The sequence below is a fragment of the Luteipulveratus flavus genome (assembly GCF_029439465.1).
Taxonomy (GTDB): Bacteria; Actinomycetota; Actinomycetes; order Actinomycetales; family Dermatophilaceae; genus Luteipulveratus; species Luteipulveratus flavus.
The window spans coordinates 39,969-56,693 of record NZ_JAROAV010000052.1 but is presented as its reverse complement, the minus strand read 5'-3'; the positions used below and the strand labels follow the sequence as shown (position 1 = coordinate 56,693).

General features: G+C 70.4%; 16 protein-coding genes. 5 read left to right on the top strand and 11 right to left on the bottom strand.

What is annotated here, in order from left to right; all coding sequences use genetic code 11:
• Positions 1–152: 152 nt before the first annotated feature.
• On the bottom strand, positions 153–1,289 hold the full coding sequence (locus tag P4R38_RS18425; RefSeq protein WP_275240136.1) for a methyltransferase domain-containing protein: 1,137 nt from the start codon (positions 1,287–1,289) through the stop codon (positions 153–155).
• 103 nt (positions 1,290–1,392) lie between these two features.
• Here P4R38_RS18425 and P4R38_RS18420 point away from each other — a divergent pair, with 103 nt between their 5' ends.
• Positions 1,393–1,857, top strand: a complete 465-nt coding sequence (locus P4R38_RS18420) for a GNAT family N-acetyltransferase (RefSeq protein ID WP_275240138.1) — start codon at positions 1,393–1,395, stop codon at positions 1,855–1,857.
• 66 nt (positions 1,858–1,923) lie between these two features.
• Here P4R38_RS18420 and P4R38_RS18415 read toward each other — a convergent pair whose 3' ends face one another.
• The gene (locus P4R38_RS18415) at positions 1,924–2,340 is read right to left on the bottom strand and encodes a VOC family protein (RefSeq protein WP_277193434.1); all 417 of its coding nucleotides are present in this window, start codon (positions 2,338–2,340) and stop codon (positions 1,924–1,926) included.
• Between the two features lie 80 nt (positions 2,341–2,420).
• Between P4R38_RS18415 and P4R38_RS18410 the strand changes: the two genes are divergently transcribed.
• Together P4R38_RS18410 and P4R38_RS18405 are read left to right on the top strand one after the other, a co-directional pair.
• A complete protein-coding gene (locus P4R38_RS18410; protein WP_277193433.1) occupies positions 2,421–3,203 on the top strand; it encodes a class I SAM-dependent methyltransferase in 783 nt (260 codons plus the stop codon).
• Positions 3,204–3,634: 431 nt separating this feature from the next.
• Entirely contained in the window at positions 3,635–4,306 is a 672-nt protein-coding gene (locus P4R38_RS18405) for a DUF1345 domain-containing protein (RefSeq protein ID WP_277193432.1), read from the top strand.
• 1 nt (position 4,307) lies between these two features.
• On the opposite strand, the gene P4R38_RS18400 is transcribed toward P4R38_RS18405, so the two are convergent.
• The 9 genes from P4R38_RS18400 to P4R38_RS18360 form a co-directional block, all read right to left on the bottom strand.
• A complete protein-coding gene (locus P4R38_RS18400; protein ID WP_457609450.1) occupies positions 4,308–5,549 on the bottom strand; it encodes an FAD-binding protein in 1,242 nt (413 codons plus the stop codon).
• Between the two features lie 25 nt (positions 5,550–5,574).
• Positions 5,575–7,959 (bottom strand): excinuclease ABC subunit UvrA, encoded by a 2,385-nt coding sequence (locus P4R38_RS18395; protein ID WP_277193431.1) that lies wholly within the window; start codon positions 7,957–7,959, stop codon positions 5,575–5,577.
• Between the two features lie 43 nt (positions 7,960–8,002).
• The gene (locus P4R38_RS18390) at positions 8,003–8,413 is read right to left on the bottom strand and encodes a VOC family protein (RefSeq protein WP_275240147.1); all 411 of its coding nucleotides are present in this window, start codon (positions 8,411–8,413) and stop codon (positions 8,003–8,005) included.
• 10 nt (positions 8,414–8,423) lie between these two features.
• A complete protein-coding gene (locus tag P4R38_RS18385; RefSeq protein ID WP_277193483.1) occupies positions 8,424–8,822 on the bottom strand; it encodes a helix-turn-helix transcriptional regulator in 399 nt (132 codons plus the stop codon).
• Positions 8,823–8,930: 108 nt separating this feature from the next.
• Positions 8,931–10,043 carry a DNA glycosylase AlkZ-like family protein gene (locus P4R38_RS18380; protein WP_277193430.1) on the bottom strand — a complete coding sequence of 371 codons (1,113 nt, stop codon included), beginning with the start codon at positions 10,041–10,043 and terminating at the stop codon, positions 8,931–8,933.
• Positions 10,040–10,621, bottom strand: coding sequence for a DinB family protein (locus P4R38_RS18375; RefSeq protein WP_275240149.1), 582 nt, complete (start codon positions 10,619–10,621; stop codon positions 10,040–10,042). The genes P4R38_RS18380 and P4R38_RS18375 overlap by 4 nt, the downstream gene beginning before the upstream one ends.
• Before the next feature lie 58 nt (positions 10,622–10,679).
• Positions 10,680–12,260 (bottom strand): serine/threonine-protein kinase, encoded by a 1,581-nt coding sequence (locus P4R38_RS18370; protein ID WP_277193429.1) that lies wholly within the window; start codon positions 12,258–12,260, stop codon positions 10,680–10,682.
• A gap of 66 nt (positions 12,261–12,326) precedes the next feature.
• On the bottom strand, positions 12,327–12,821 hold the full coding sequence (locus tag P4R38_RS18365) for a PadR family transcriptional regulator (RefSeq protein WP_277193428.1): 495 nt from the start codon (positions 12,819–12,821) through the stop codon (positions 12,327–12,329).
• 312 nt (positions 12,822–13,133) lie between these two features.
• Entirely contained in the window at positions 13,134–13,574 is a 441-nt protein-coding gene (locus P4R38_RS18360; RefSeq protein WP_275240154.1) for a VOC family protein, read from the bottom strand.
• Between the two features lie 73 nt (positions 13,575–13,647).
• Between P4R38_RS18360 and P4R38_RS18355 the strand changes: the two genes are divergently transcribed.
• Together P4R38_RS18355 and P4R38_RS18350 are read left to right on the top strand one after the other, a co-directional pair.
• Entirely contained in the window at positions 13,648–15,108 is a 1,461-nt protein-coding gene (locus tag P4R38_RS18355; RefSeq protein WP_277193427.1) for an FAD-binding oxidoreductase, read from the top strand.
• 54 nt (positions 15,109–15,162) lie between these two features.
• On the top strand, positions 15,163–16,554 hold the full coding sequence (locus P4R38_RS18350; protein ID WP_277193426.1) for an MFS transporter: 1,392 nt from the start codon (positions 15,163–15,165) through the stop codon (positions 16,552–16,554).
• The last annotated feature ends 171 nt before the right edge of the window (positions 16,555–16,725 follow it).

The window sequence follows — 16,725 nt, the reverse complement described above, 5'->3', positions numbered from 1 at the left end:
ACATGTTCGCATCGTCCGCCGACATGCAACAGGGCCCCGGATCGGCGGGCCGTGGCCCGGTGAGCGACCGAGGCATCGACGGGGGAGCGGCACCGTGCTAGCGTCGATGCCGAATCACGTTGTGCTGCAACATAATTCGCCGTTAATCGACATTATGAAGTTTGCCGTTCGAGCAGCGTGACGACCTCGTGGTGGGCCGTCTGCGGGAACATGTCGAACAGGCGGGCGCGCCGGACGACGTACGACGGCATCGCCGCCAGGTCGCGGGCCAGGCTCGTGGCGTTGCAGCTGGAGTAGAGCAGGTGCTGGATGCCCGAGCCCTCCAGGACGGGTGCCAGCGGTCCGATGCCGCGGCGGGGCGGGTTCACCACCAGCAGGTCGGGCCGGCCATCAAGCCCGTACGCGGTCGCGTCGCCCGCGGCGAACGTGACCCTGCCGATCCGCCGGTTGCCGGCCAGCTCGGCGGCGCTTCGCCAGGCGCTCTCGACGGCATCGGCCGAGACCTCGACGCCGTGCACGGTCCGACCCGGCGCAGCCAGGTGCAGCCCGAACCCGCCGACCCCGCAGTACAGGTCGACCACGGATGCCGGCGCGACCGACTCGGCCCACTGCGCCGCCTGCCGGTAGAGCCCGGCCGCGACCGCGGTGTTGGTCTGGAAGAAGCTGCGTGGCCGCAGATGGAGGGTGACGTCGTTGACCCGCATGGGCAGCGTGTCGTGCTCGGTCAGCACCCGCTCCTCCTCGCCCTCCACGACCGCCTTGTGCTCGGGCAGCAGGTTGGCGGTGACGACGCGAGCCTGGGGGAGTGCGGCGCGGATCTCGGGCACAGCCCGTTCCAGACGGGGCAGCTGACCGGGCGACCGGAGCACGAACCGGATCATCAGCTCGCCGTCGGGTGAGTGCGTGATCAGGACGTTCTTCAGCTCGCCGGTACGGCGAGGCACGTCGTACGGCGTGAGGCCGATGCGAGCGACGAGGTCGGCGAGAACTGGGATCGACTCGGCCAGCCCGGGCTCGTGCAGTCCGCAGTACCGCAGGTCGACTCCCGCTCCCGCCGCGTCCAGGATGCCGAGCGTCGGCTCGCCCCGACGGCCGCCGACCACGAGCTTGGCCTTGTTACGGAATGCCGACTCCGGGCCGTGGAACGCCTCGTCCCAGGCCTGCGCGGGGATGTCGCCGGCCAGCAGCGCTGCGACGGTGGCCTGCTTCTGCGCGAGCTGCTCGGCGTAGGGAACGCCCATCAGCGCGCAGGAGCGGCACCGGCCGGCATCGAAGTAGTCGCACTGCACCGATCAAGAGTAGGAGCAGGAACCCCGCGACTTAGGCGCACGTCCGGGCCGCTGCCACCCACCGGTCGGTGCGCAGCAGCGGCGCGGTGCCAGCATGGTCGGCGTGAGTCTCCTGCCCGTCCATCGCCTCCGCGTCGCCGACCTCGCCGACCTCCCCGTGCTGCTGGACCTGTGGGGGTCGCTGTTCGAGGACGAGACCGGGGAGGAACCGTGGAGAGTGAGCGCACGGGCGTGGTTCGCCAGCACCGTCGATGACGGCGCCACCGCGCGGCTTCCTGTGGTCGAGGTCGGCGGCGTAGTCGTCGCGACGGCGATCGGCACCCTCGAGCTCGGCGTACCGAACCCGTACTGTCCGCGCGGCCGGACGGTACGGCTCGCGAACGTCGTGACACGGCCAGGTCATCGGGGGCACGGGTACGGGACGCTGCTGGTGGACGACGTGATCGCGTGGGCTCGCCGCATCGAGGCCGACCGGGTGGACCTGAGCGCCACTCCGGAGGGCAGGCGGCTGTACGAGAAGGCGGGATTTGCGCTGACGAGAGCCCCGCGGATGAAGCTCAGCCTCTGATCTGTGCGATGACTGTCCACAGCAGACCCAGCGCCCCCGAACCTCGATGTTCGCTGGATGACTGCATCAGCCGACGAGCAGGCAGAAGGGGTGGCCCGCAGGGTCGGCGAGGACGTACAGGGGCTCGCCCTCCTCGTCGGTGCGGTCCAGCAGCACGTGAGCACCGAGCGACTCCGCCCGTCGGCGGTGGTTCTCCAGCGCATCGCGGTCGGGCACCCGGTAGTCGACGTGCAGCTGCATTGGCACCTCGGGCGAGGGCCAGGTCGATCGGGAAAGGCTGTCGACCTCCTGGAACGCGAGCTTCCGGTTGCCGTCACCGTCGATGAGTACGAGCCAGTCCGCGTCGTCGTCGGGTTCGCCATCGGCCCGAGGTTCATCGCCCGGTCGGTACTGCAGACCGAGCAGCTCCCGGTAGAACTCGGCCAGGGTGCGGGCATCCGTCGTGTCCAGCGCGGTGTGCATCATCTGCGGGTAGCTCGACATGGTGACCTCCATCGCACGTGCCGCTGGTGATCCTCCCACCGCGCGCCGCAGAGGGATCGGTGATCCGGCATCATGCGCTCATGGTCACGAAGGACTCCGGTGCCGAGGGCGCCGGCGCGGTAGGAAGCGATTCGAGCCGGCCGTGGCAGACGCTCTCAGCCGGCTTCGAGCAGGCACGCGCCCGCGAGGACTCGCTGGACCGACTCGTCGAGTGGCCGGCGCAGCGCGCCCTCCTCGGTGACGTCACGGGACTCGCCGTCCTGGACGCCGGCTGCGGCAACGGGGCCAAGATCGCTCAGCTGGCCGGCGAAGGAGCCGCCGCCTCGGTCGGCGTGGACATCAGCGCGAACTTCGTCGCGCCGCCGCCCGGCGTGGAGCTCATCCAGGGCGACCTGTCCGATCTGGCATCGGTCGCGGGGCTCGCCGGCCGGCCGTTCGACCGGATCCTCTTCCTGCAGTCGTTCGGGTACGCCGCAGATCCGGTCCAGGCGCTGCGGACCGCACGCGACCTGCTGACCGACGACGGCTTCATCCTGCTCACCCGGACCCAGCCCATCCGGTACGCGGTCGAACGATCGGAGCAGAACGGGACGTCGCTGGGGGAGGAGTACTTCGCCACGGAGTCGTTCGTCTACCGGCACCGCAACTGGGACGAGCAGGTGACGCTCACCAAGCGGCCGTACACGATGTCGGACCTGCTGAACACGTTCAGCGCAGCCGGGCTGTGGATCGAGACGACGGTCGAGCCGCAGATGTCTGCCGAAGCCGCCGAGCGCTATCCGCACAAGCAGGCCGTGATGAACGCCTACCTCGGCATCCTGATGTTCGTCCTGCGACCCCTGAGCGGACAACCGGGACGATGACAGACAGCGGCGTGCTGCCGGCGGCCGGGGAGGGCCCAGCGCACGCCCTGGCTTCGCTAAGTTGACATAATGTCGATTATCGGCTCTTTCTGATCGTGGGCTGGCACCCGCAATGAGGCGGTGATCCACCGGCCCGACCAGATGCGCCGTCCGCAGGTCGCACGCGCTCCACTGGACGCTGACCCGGTCCGTGCGATCTGTGTCCCGCTCGGACACCGTGCGCCGGCGTCAACGCTGTCGCGCCACGAGATGTGACCGGTGGGACGGCGCGTCGTCGACCCGCCATTGGCCACAGGACGCCTCCTCATCGACCGGCCGGCCAGGTTGACATAATCTGCGGCCGGTACCGCTCGAATCACAGCTCGCGCACCCACTCGTGCTCGCGTTCTAGGCTCGATCCGACCTCGTCCGGCCGGCGAAAGGCGAAGCAGGTGAGGCACGGTCACTACTGGCTGTCCGAACGGCGTCGTTCCCTGCTGGCCGCCGGTGTCGGTGTCGCCGTAGCAGCGCCGCTGAGGTTGCTACGACCGCACACGCTGTCGGCTGTCGACGGAGCCGTGCTGGTGCTGCTCGCCTACCTGATGACCTACCTGGTCGTCACGGCCGTGGCGTTCGCCTCGACCTCGCCGGCGCGCATCCGGAGCTGGGCCGAGCGCGAGAGCCGTGGCACCGTGCTGCAGCGGTACGTGCTCGGTACGGCACCCGGACCGGGAGTCTCGATCTTCATCGCGGCGGTGGCCTTCGCGGTCTCTTTGGTCTGGTTGCCGGGCCACGGCACGGACCTGGCGGGACCGGCGCGAGCGATGATCGGCGTCGCCCTCATTGCGGTGGCCTGGATCAGCGTGGTCGTCTCGTACGCGGTCACCTTCCACGCCGACAACCTGCTGGAGAACGAGAAAGGGCTCGACTTCCCGGGCGACAGCCGCCCGGAGTGGTCCGACTACGTCTACTTCGCGGTGTCGGTCATGGCCACGTTCGGCACCACCGACGTCAACGTGACCTCCCGCGAGATGCGTCGCACGGTGAGCATCAACGCGGTGATCGCCTTCGTCTTCAACACCGTCACGATCGCGGCGTCCGTCTCGGCGCTCACCACCCTCTGAGTCAGCCTTCGAGCAACCCGCGCAGCATCGCGTTCCGGAAGACACCTCGCGGGTCGAACCGCGCCGCGAGAGAACCGAACTCCTCGAGCCGCGGGTACATGCCGGGTACGAGCCGGTCCCGGTCGACGTACACCTTGCCCCAGTGAGGTCGGGCGCCCAGCGGGAAGAGCTCACCCTCGATCGCCGGCAGTACCGCCGCGACCGCTGCCTGGTCCGGCCGCCAGGTCAGATGGAAGCCGACGACGTCCGTGCCGTACGCCGAGGACAGCCACAGCTCGTCCGCGGCGACCGTACGGATCTCACCCACCTGCAGGACTCCGGCCAGCCGCGGCCCGAGGTCGCGCATCGCCAGGATCGCCTCGCGTGCGTGCGCTCGTGGGACGAGGTACTCGGACTGGATCTCCGCGCCGCTGGAGGGAGTGAACTCAGGGCGGAAGTGCGGCAGCCGCTCGTGCCACGGACCCGCCACGCCGAGCTGCACTGTGGTGTGCCGAGGGTCCTGGTCGGCGAGCATGTGGCGCTGCTCGGTCAGCGGCGCCGCGCCGAAGAACGATTCGCCGAACGCCCCGTCGGCGACCTCCTTGAGCCAGGCCAGACCGATGGTGTCCTCGTGCCAGGTGGTGAACAGCGACACGCTGTACGCGGACGCCGAGACCTCGTCGAACCGCTCGACCACCACGTCCCAGGGCACGTGCCCGAACAGCCGCTGGTGCACGTCGAACGTCGGCACGACGTCAAGCGTCATCTCGGTCACCACGCCAAGCGCTCCGAGCGACACGACGGCGCCGTCGAAACCCTCCTCGCCGCGCCGGAGCTCGACCTCCTCCCCCGCTGCCGTCATGATCCGCAGCCCGCTCACCGCCGTGGCCAGTGAGCCGTTGCGGTCCCCGGAGCCGTGGGTCCCGGTCGCAACGGCACCGGCGACCGAGATGTGGGGCAGGGACGCGAGGTTGGGCAGCGCCCAGCCCGCCCGGTGCAGCTGGTCGGCGACCGCGCCGTAGCGCATCCCACCGCCCACGGTCACCGTCCGGGCATCGGGGTCGACACGGACGAGCTCGGGCAGGGCGACGGTGCTGAGTAGCAGGTCGTCGGTGTCGGCGAGCGCGTTGAAGGAGTGACGACTCCCGAGCGGGCGGACCGCGGACGCGCCGACGACGAGCGCGCGCAGCTCGTCGACCGTCCGCGGCCGGGCGACCCGCTGCGCCCGGTAGACGTGGTTACCGGCCCAGTTCGTCTCCGCCACCGTCATGCTCACTCACCGAGACCTCTCAGCTCACGTACTCCGCCAGGTGCTTGCCGGTCAGGGTCGAGCCGTCCGCGACGAGGTCGGCCGGCGTGCCCTCGAACACGACTGTGCCACCGTCGTGGCCGGCACCGGGCCCGAGGTCGATGATCCAGTCCGCGTGGGCCATCACCGCCTGGTGATGCTCGATGACGATGACCGACTTGCCGGAGTCGACCAGCCGGTCCAGCAGCCCGAGCAGCTGCTCGACGTCGGCGAGGTGCAGGCCGGTGGTCGGCTCGTCCAGCACGTAGATGCCACCCTTCTCCCCCATGTGCGTGGCGAGCTTCAGGCGCTGGCGCTCGCCTCCGGAGAGCGTGGTGAGCGGCTGCCCGAGCGCGAGATAGCCGAGCCCGACGTCGACGAGCCGTTCCAGGATCTTGTGCGCGGCCGGGATGCGCGTCTCTCCGTCGCCGAAGAATGTCGCGGCCTCCCCCATCGACATGGCTAGGACCTCGGCGATGTTCTTGCCGCCCAGCTCGTACTCCAGCACCGCGGCCTGGAAACGTCGGCCCTCGCAGTCCTCGCACGGCGACTCCACGGTCGCCATCACGCCGAGCTCGGTGAAGATCACGCCGGCGCCGTTGCAGGTCGGGCAGGCACCCTCGGAGTTGGAGCTGAACAGTGCCGGCTTCACGCCGTTGGCCTTGGCGAACGCCTTGCGGATCGGCTCCAGCAGCCCGGTGTACGTCGCGGGATTGCTCCGGCGCGACCCCTTGATCGCGCCCTGGTCGATCACGACGACCCCGTCGCGTCCGTCGAGGGAACCGTGGATCAGGGAGCTCTTGCCGGAGCCTGCGACCCCGGTGACCGCCACGAGGACGCCGAGCGGGACGTCGACGTCGACGTCCCGCAGGTTGTGGCTGCTCGCGCCGCGGATCTCCAGGGCGTCGGTGGACGCGCGGACCTCGTCCTTGAGCGAGGCGCGGTCGTCCAGGTGGCGTCCGGTCAGCGTCGCGCTGCCCCGCAGCGCCTGGACGCTGCCCTCGAACACGATCTCGCCCCCGCCAGAGCCGGCGCCCGGCCCGAGGTCGACGACGTGGTCGGCGATCGCGATCGTCTCCGGCTTGTGCTCGACCACCAGGACGGTGTTGCCCTTGTCGCGCAGCCGCACGAGCAGGTCGTTCATCCGCTGGATGTCATGCGGGTGCAGCCCGATCGTCGGTTCGTCGAACACGTACGTGACGTCCGTGAGCGAGGACCCGAGGTGCCGGATCATCTTGGTGCGCTGGGCTTCTCCACCGGACAGCGTGCCGGCCGGACGGTCGAGCGAGAGGTAGCCCAGGCCGATCTCGGTGAAGGAGTCGAGCAGGTGCTGCAGACCCTTGCGCAGCGGCGCGACGGACGGTTCCTTGAGCTCGCGAACCCAGTCGGCCAGGTCGCTGATCTGCATGGCGCACAGGTCCGCGATGCTCTTGCCGTCGATCTTCGACGAGCGGGCCTCCGGGGTGAGCCGCGTCCCGTCGCACTCAGGGCACGTCTGGAAGGTCACGGCGCGCTCGACGAACCGGCGGACGTGCGGCTGCATCGCCTCGGGGTCCTTGGACAGCATCGACTTCTGGATCTTGGGGATGATGCCCTCGAAGGTCAGGTTGACGCCCTCGACCTTGATCTTGGTCGGATCGGCGTACAGCATCGTGTCGAGCTGCTTCTTGGTGAACATTGCTATCGGCTTGTCCATCGGCAGCCCCATGCCCTCGAACAACCGGCCGTACCAGCCGTCCATCGAGTAGCCGGGCACCGTCAGCGCGCCGTCGCGCAAGGACTTGGAGTCGTCGTACAGCGCGGTCAGGTCGATGTCGCTCACGTGGCCCATGCCCTCGCAACGCGGGCACATCCCGCCCAGGTAGACGGCGTCCTTGACCGCCTTCTTCTCGACGTGGCTGCCCTTGTCGGTCGACATGACACCGCTGGCCCGGCGGGTCGGCACGTTGAACGAGTACGCGGTCGGCGGTCCGACGTGCGGGTCGCCGAGCCGGCTGAACAGGATGCGCAGCATCGCGTTGGCGTCCGTCGTGGTGCCGACGGTCGAGCGCGGGTTCGCGCCCATCCGCTCCTGGTCGACGATGATCGCGGTGGTGAGGCCCTCCAGGTGGTCGACCTCGGGCCGGGCCAGCGTCGGCATGAACCCCTGGACGAACGCGCTGTACGTCTCGTTGATCATCCGCTGCGACTCCGCGGCGATGGTGGCGAACACCAGCGAGCTCTTGCCCGAGCCCGAGACCCCGGTGAAGACCGTCAGCCGACGCTTCGGCAGCTCGAGGCTGACGTCCTTGAGGTTGTTCTCTCGAGCGCCCTGCACCCGGATCAGGTCGTGGCTGTCCGCGGTGTGCTCACCGGCCGGCGTGGTCTGCACCGAGGCCTTGGTCATCGTCTCTCCGTTGCTTCAGATGGTGTTCGGTGCGCCGGCCATCTCAGCGCACCTCCTGGATCCGGACCATGTTGCCGGCGGGGTCGCGGACGGCACAGTCACGCGTGCCCCAGTCCTGCTCGATGGGCTCCTGGACGATGTCGACGTCGCGCGCCTGCAGCTGCTCGAACGTCGCGTCGAGGTCCTGGGTGGCCAGCATGATGCTGGCGTACGTGCCCTTGGCCATCATCTCGGTGATGGTGCGCCGTTCGTCCTCGGTCACGCCGGGGTCGGCTGCCGGCGGGTGCAGGACGATGTTGACGGCCGGCTGCTGCGGCGGACCGACGGTCAGCCAGCGCATGCCGTTGTGGCCGACGTCGTTGCGCAGCTCGAAGCCGAGCGTGTCGCGGTAGAAGGCGAGCGCCGCGTCGGGGTCGTCCTGAGGGAGGAAGGTCGTGTGGATGCTGATGTCCATGGCGATCACGCTAGGTGCGGGCACCCGAGGGTGCTTCTCGATTCCTGATCGGCCGGGTGACCTTCTTGGACTCGCACGACGGCATCCCGTCCATCTCGCCCACGGCCTGCCGGCGGTAGGAGCTCGGCGAGACGCCGACGAGCTCGGTGAACCGGGTGCTGAAGGTCCCGAGTGAGGAGCAGCCCACCTCGAAGCACACGTCCGTGACGCTGAGGTCGCCGCGCCGCAGCAGGGCCATCGCCCGCTCGATGCGTCGCGTCATGAGGTACGCGTACGGCGACTCGCCGTACGCCTTGCGGAACTCGCGGCTCAGGTGGCCGGCGGACACGTGGACGCCCCGGGCGAGCGCCTCGACGTCGAGGGGCTGGGCGTACTCGCGGTCCATCCGGTCGCGGACGCGGCGCAGCATCCGCAGGTCGCGCAGACGCTGCTGCTCGGCGGGTGTAGCGGTCACGACGTGATCGTTCCACGTCGCGGCGACACCCGCTCCCGGACGCGGCCACGCCTCCCGGACCTCTCACGCACGGACGACCTCCAGGCCCAGCAGGTCGGCGAGGCCCGTGATCTCACGGTCCACCGCGCTTGTCATCGCGGCGGTGAACGGGACGTCCTCGTGCAGCGCGTTGATCCGAAGGACGCCGGCGCGGTGGTCGGCTGCTGCGTCCAGCTTGCCGACGAGCCGGTCGCCGTGCAGCACCGGCAGCGCGAAGTAGCCCCAGCGACGCTTCGCCGCCGGCTTGTACATCTCCAGGTAGTACTCGTACTCGAAGAGCTCGGTGAGCCGGCCGCGGTCGACGACCAGCCGGTCCAACGGGGACAGCAGCGCGGTCCGCCCGCGGAACGGTTGCCCCAGCTGCTCCGGCGCGACCCGCCACTCCCCCTCGACGCCCGCGACGACGGCCCGCTCCCCCACGTCGCCGACACCCCACTGCTCACCGGGCACCTCGGGGCGCTTCACCCGCGCGATGCCGAGCGCGCTCAGCCGCCGCTCCCGCAAGGCGCGCTCGGCGTCCTCGTACGGCACGACCTCGATGTGGCGCGGGTGGACGCGTTCGGCGAGGTCCCAGACGCGTTCACGGCGCTCGCGGGAGACGACCGCGACCTCGCCCCGGCGCTCCATCATCTCCAGCATCCGGACGACGTTCTTGTTGTTCGACCAGCCCGAGGAGCGCCACGGCACGAGGCAGGTGTCGTCGATCTCGCGTGCTGGCAGTGGGCCCTCCTCCCTCAGCCGATCGATGATGTCGAGGCGGCACAGATCGTTGGCGTCCATCCACTCGCGCAGCTCGATCTGCCACTCCCGCAACGGTTCCGGACCGGGCCACTGCCGCATCTCGGCGCCGAGCAGGGCGATGTCGTCCGCAGGCCGGAGCAAGCCGTCGAGGTCCAGGAGGCGGTGACTCGCCAGCAGGTCGTCGACCTCGGTCGGGTCGTACGCGCGTCCGAGGCGGCTCCAGCAGACGAGGTCGACGTTCGGGGCGACCGCCGGCGTGAGGTCAACCTGGACGATGCCGAGGCGACGGACCACCTCGAGGACGTCGGTCGGACGCGGCGCGGCCAGCAGCTGGGCACGGACGGCGATCCGTCGCGCGTCCCGCCTGCCCAGTCGATGAATTTGGTTGCTGCTCATGTGTTCTCGGTCGCGAACCGGTCCGCGGCTCGTTGGACGCGGTCGACGTAGGAGGCCCAGAAGCTCGCGTCGCCCACGTCGTCGTGGTCGGTGCCACCGCGACCGTCGACCGACTCCCGCAGGACGTCGGCGTGACCCGCGTGCTGGGCGGTCTCGGCGACCACGCGGACGAGCAGGTGCCCGAACGTGGTCCGGCGCCGGTCGGGCGACCACCAGGACACCTCGGCCGGGGCATCGAGCGGGAGCCGGACGATCGAGGTGTTGGTGTGTGACCAGACCGAGCGGTACAGACCGGTGATCTCCTCGCGGGACTCGGTCTCGGTGACCCACATGTCCGCGCCGTCCCAGATCGATCCGTCCGCCACCCAGGGCAGCGTCACCGACCACGGCCGTCCGACACAGTCGCCGAGGTAGGACGCCTCGATCCCGACGAGGTGCTTCACCAGCCCGAGCAGGTTGGTCCCGCTCGGGGTGAGCGGACGCCGTACGTCGTACTCGCTCGCGCCGTCCAGCGAGCGCAGCAGCGCGTCACGTGACTGCTGGAGGTAGTGCTGCAGGTCGCGGGAGACCGGGTCCACCCCCCCGACGCTATCGCCGTCGCCGGCTCCCCGACTCGGATCGCCGGGACCGGGTGCGTCAGCCGGCGTCGTAGGTGGTCATCGGCTCCTGCAGCAGGCTCTTGGTCCCCTCGCGGATGGACAGCTCCTGCGGCGTCAGGTCGTACGTCACGCCGTCGTTGGTGACGGTCCATCCGTCTGCGGTGCGCTCGGGGAAGTCGATCTCGATGCCGTTGCCGTTCCTGACCGAGTAGCCGCGGTAGTAGTAGTCACCGACGGCTGTCTCGCAGATCGCGATCCGCGTGCTCGCCGACGCGGCGACCAGCACCGCAGGATCGGTCGCGTTGCACCTCGCCTCGGTGGGCGTCGTCCAGCCCTGGTAGTCGTACCCCGGACCGGACAGCCCCAGCCCGGTGCGGACCGAGGTCGGGCTCGACGCGGTCGAGATGGTGGTGCTCGCGGGCGCCGACGAGCCGGTCGAGGACGTCGCCGGACTCGTTGACGGCGGCGACGTGGCGCTGCTCGGGGACGGCGTCGAGGCCGCGGCGGACGACCGGCCGCCGGTCGCGCTCTGCGGATCGTCCTGCAGGGCCGAGCGGACCATGAGTCCCACCAGGACGACCACCACCAGCACCAGGACGCTCAGCAGGACGGGGATGACACGTCCGCTCTGGTCCGGCCGTGAGGTCCGCGGCGCTGCGGACTCCGGCGCGTGTCCGTGCGGCATCGGGTCGGTCCGTGCTCCTGGCGGCCGGCCGCCATGACCCGCGACCTGAGCGGCCGGACCGGCTGCGGGCGGCGGCGGCGTGGAGGCCCGGGACGTGGTCCCGCGGAGCGCGTCCCGGGCCGCGCGGGCGAGCTCGCCCGCACTCGAGGGTCGCTGGGCGGGGTCCTTGGCCAACGCGCGCTGGAGGACGCCGTCGAGCGCTGCGGGCGTGTGGGGCACGGCGCTGGACAGGTCCGGCGGACGCTGGTGCAGGTGGGCGCTGATCTGGGCACTCACCGTGCGGGCCGGGAACGGCGGTCGGCCGGTGAGGCACTCGTACAGCAGGCACCCCAGTGAGTAGACGTCCGCCCGAGGGGTGACCGGCGCGTCCTCGAACCGCTCCGGTGCCATGTAGGCGAAGGAGCCGATCGCGCTGCCGTGCGCGGTGAGCTTGCTCTCGTCGGCGCGGCTGGCGATGCCGAAGTCGGCCAGGTAGGCGAAGTCGTCCGCGGTGAGCAGGACGTTCTCGGGCTTGACGTCCCGATGGACGAGCCCGTCCGCGTGTGCGGCGTCCAGCGCCGCGGCCACCTGGCCGATGATGCTCACCGCGCGCTCGGGAGCGAGGGCTCCCTCCTCGCGCAGCACCGAGCGCAGGTCGCGACCCTGCACCAGCCGCATGTCGATGTAGAGGACTCCGTCGATGGCGCCGAAGTCGTGGATCGGGATGACGTGCGGCTCCTGGAGGCGGGCCGCCGTGCGCGCCTCCCGACGGAAGCGCTCCTGGTACGAGGGATCGGCAGCGAGCTCGGTGGGCAGCAGCTTCACCGCGACCGTGCGGTCCTTGACGGTGTCGTACGCGGTGTAGACCTCACCCATGCCGCCGCGTCCGAGCAGAGCACGCAGCTCGTACGGCCCGAACCGGCTCCCCACCCTGGCACCGCTCTCGTCGCTCACGAACCGCCTCCCCCGCACAGCCGAGCACCCGTGGCGCGTCGCCACGGGTGCTCACGATAGTGCTGGTCAGGTGTCGGAGGCGGTGTCCTCCTCGGCGAGGATGCGATAGACCGCTCGTCGGGTGTCGGCGAGCAGCGAGCGCGTCGCCGCGATCTGCTTCTCGTCGCCCGCGACGACGACCTGCTGCACCGCCATGGCGAGCCGGCCGATCTCCTCGCGGGCGTCCAGGAACGACGCGTGCGGGCTCGTCACCCGTTCGAAGGGGTCCGCGAGCTCGTCGGTGTGGGACGCGACGTACTCCCGTCCCGCGTCGGTCAGGGCGAACGTCTTGCGGCTGCCCTCGGCGGACTCCTGCTGGATCAGACCCTCGTCCTCCAGCAGGCCGAGCGCGGGGTACACCGACCCCGGGCCCGGCTTCCACAGGTCGCCCGTGCGCTCGGCGACGGTCTTGATGATCTGGTAGCCGTTCATCGGCTCCTGGCTCAGGAGGGCGAGGACGACGTTGCGTACGTCGCCGCGGCGCCCCCGACCGGGGCCTCGGCTGCCGCGTGGCATCCGCATGGCCGGCATGAGGTCGTCCCGCTCGTCACGACGACGGCCGCGGTGCGGACCTCGCCGGTGGCTGTCGCCTCGGCGTGGTCGTCCGCGCCCACCGGTGTCTCGGGGGCCTCGTCCGGGGTTCTCGTGATGGTGGTGATGCATGGGTCTCTCCGTTCGATGAGCGGGACGACCTCCGGGCCGGCGCCCTCCCCGGCGCCGACGGGTCCAGTCCCGCGGTGTGACCGGCTGCGACCGATGGGTCCAGCCGTATGGACGAGATGTCGTCGATATACCGAAAGCGTGCCACATCGATATATCGACGTCAAGGGCCGGTCAGGTGGACCGGGTCCCCAGCCACTCGCGCGAGGCGGCCACGAGGTCGTCACCGAGCGGCGACGGGTTGTGGGCCACCTCCCACCGGAAGCCGTCCGGGTCGACGAAGTAGCCGGTGTAACCGCCCCACTCCCGTCGCTGCGCCGGGTGCACCTCCGACGCACCCGCTGCCCGCGCGTCGGCGAGGACGCGGTCCACCTCGGCATCGTCAGTGACGTTGTGCGCCAACGTGATCGGCGCGAGTCCGGCCGCCGGCTCCCCGACCTCCGCGACGAAGCTCGACCTCTCCCACAACGACAGGAGGACGCCCTGGGCGATCGGCAGCATGATGACGTCCTGCTCGTCGAGGACGCTGCGCCACCCTAGGCCCGCGACGTAGAAGGCGCGGGTGCGGTCCAGGTCCGCCACGGCCAGGGTCACGAAGTTGATCCGCTGCTCCATGGACCGAACCTAGGCGACTCGCCCGGCCCCCGGCCCGTGCCAACGCGGCGGCCGTCCCAGACGTCTCAACGTCATGAGCACGATCACGCGCAGAGCGTTCCTGGGGGGAACGGCCGCGGCGGGAGCAACCGCCGCGCTGGCCACGACACGACCGGCACACGCCTCACCCGGCGTCCTGCTGAGCGCCGCACCGACGAGGGACGACTGGATCGCCTTCGCCCGGACCATGGACGGCGCAGTGCTGCTGCCCGGGTCCACGCAGTACGCCTCGGCCAAGCTGCTCTTCGACACCCGGTACGACGGCGCCTCACCGGCCGCCGTCGTCCAGGTCCGCAGCCAGGCCGACGTCCAGCGCTCGATGGTCTTCGCGGGCCGTTACGGCCTCAAGGTCGCCCCGCGCAGCGGTGGGCACTCCTACATCGGCGCCTCGGCCGCCAACGGCACGATGGTGCTGGACACCCGCCAGTACGCCTCGGTGTCCTACAACGCCTCCGACGGGACCGCGCTCGTCTTCTCCGGCGCCGGCCTGTACACGGTCCACAGCACGCTCGCGGCCCGCGGGCGCACGATCCCGACCGGCACCTGCCCGACCGTGGGTGCCGCCGGCCTCACCCTCGGCGGCGGCCTCGGCGTCGAGTCCCGGCAGTGGGGAGTGACCTCCGACCGCCTCTCGCGCGTCTCCCTCGTCCTTCCCGACGGGCGGGCCCTGAGCGCGTCCGCGACGTCCAACGCCGACCTCTTCTGGGCCGTCCGGGGCGGCGGCGGGGGCAACGTGGCGTTCGTGACGGCGATGACGTTCCGCACCCACACCGCCGGCAGCAAGGGCATCTTCTCGTTGACGTTCCCGTCGTCGGCCGGCACCAAGGTGCTGACCGGATGGGCCCGGTGGAGCCTCAGCGCCTACTACAGCCGCTGGGCGAACGTGCACGTCGATGCTCTCGGCAACGGGTCGATCTCCGTGCGCATCACCGGCGTCACCAACGCCGGTGACGAGCGCGCGGCGGCGAGCAGCCTCATCAGCAGCATCGGCGTGACGCCCTCGGCCGCGAGCTACCGGCAGCTGGGCTACCTGGACGCGGTGAAGTACCTCGGCGGTGGGACGACCTCCGCCCGGCAGGGCTTCGCCGCGGGCTCGGACATCCTGTGGACCATGCCGTCGGAGACCGCGGGCCAGGTGCTGGGCGCGGTCGCGGCCCGCTCACGTGCCGGTGGGCGCGGATCGGCGATCCTCGACCCGCTGACCGGAGCGCTCAACATCCCGGCGGCGTCGTCGACCGCCTTCCCCTGGCGGGACCACCTGGCGTCCGTGCAGTGGTACGTCGGGGTCGGCAGCTCCAGCGGGTACACCTCGGCGTACTCCTGGATCAACCAGGCCCACCAGATGCTGGCGGGCCGGTCGGCGGGTGGGTACGTCAACTACCTGGAGTCCGGTCAGCCGGCGAGCCGCTACTACGCCGGCAACTTCTCCCGGCTCACCTCGCTGCGTCAGACGTACGACCCGTCGCGACGGCTCTACTCCGGCCTCAGCTTCTGAGCGGTTCACGCCACCCGATCACGCGATCGGGTGGCGTGTGCCACAGTTCCGTCCGTGACTGAGGCCGACACGGCGTACGCGCAGGACCTGGAACCCGCGTCCCGGGAGTACCTGCAGCGTCGCTGGTACTGGTACGACTGGGCGAACTCCGCGTACGCCACCACGATCGCGGCGGTCCTGATCGCCCCGTACCTGACCGCGGTGGCCAAAGAGGCCGCCTGTCCGGGCATCGCCGACGGCGAGACCTGCCGGACGAACCTGGACGTCCTCGGGATCGGCATCGCGCCCGGCTCGCTGGCGCCGTTCACCATCACGGTGTCGACGCTGCTGTCGGCCCTCGTGCTGATCTTCGTGGGTGGCATCGCCGACCGGTCCGAGCGGCCGACGCGCCTGCTCGGCGCCTTCGCGTGGACCGGCGCCGCCTCCGCCTGCCTGGTGTACTTCATCGCGGGCACCAGCTGGCAGCTGGGCGTCGTGCTGATCATCGTGTCGAACCTGTGCTTCGGGGCGTCGATGGTGGTGTACGACGCGCTCCTGGTCCGGATCGCGCCACCCGACGACCGGGACCGGGTCTCCAGCCGGGGCTGGGCGTTCGGGTACTTCGGCGGCGGCGTCCTGCTCGCCCTCAACCTGTTCGTCCTCAGCGCGCACGACGCGCTCGGGATGTCCGAGGGCACGGCCGTGCGCATCAGCCTGCTGAGCGCAGGCCTGTGGTGGGCCGGCTTCACGATCATCCCCGTGCGCGGGCTGCGCTCCCTGACCGGCACCGTCGCCACGCCGGCGGCCCGGTCGGCCGGCGTCGTGCGCGGCAGCCTGGTCCAGCTGCGGAGCACCTTCGGTGAGCTGCGGCGCTACCCGCAGACGCTGCAGTTCCTGGTCGCCTACCTCTTCTTCAACGACGGCATCCAGACCGTCATCAGCAGCGCCAGCCTGTACGGCAAGGAGGAGCTGGGATTCTCGGCCAACCAGCTCGTGATCACCATCCTGCTCGTGCAGTTCGTCGCGTTCGGCGGCGCGCTGCTGTTCGGACGGCTCGCGCGCACGTACGGCGCGACGCGGCTCATCCTCTGGGGACTGGGCCTGTGGGTGCTGGTCGTGGTCGCGGCGTTCTTCCTGCCGGCCGGGCGGTTCGGCCCCTGGCTGGCCCTCGGGGTCGGTATCGGCATCGTGCTGGGCGGCACCCAGGCTCTCTCCCGCTCGCTGTACAGCCAGCTCATCCCGCGCGGTCGCGAGTCGGAGTTCTTCAGCCTCTACCAGGCCATGGAACGGGGAACGAGCTGGTTCGGGACCCTGCTGTTCGGGCTGGTGTACCAGCTGGCGCACTCCTACCGGCTGTCGATCATCGCCCTCATTGTCTTCTTCGTCCTGGGCGGGACGCTGCTCGCCCGCTGTGACGTCCGAGCCGGCATCCGGGCGGCGGGAAACACACCCTCCAGGGTGGTCTGAGGCCGTCGCCCGCGTCGCCGGTGTGAGAGACATCACACCGGCCAACTTGACGTGCGCCTACGGCGTCTATCACATTGTCAGGCTGAAGATGCACGTTTCAAAGATTTCAATCCGGACAACCTACGTGCACCTGCTGGAACACCGGCCGGGTCTTGTCCGTTGCACCGCATA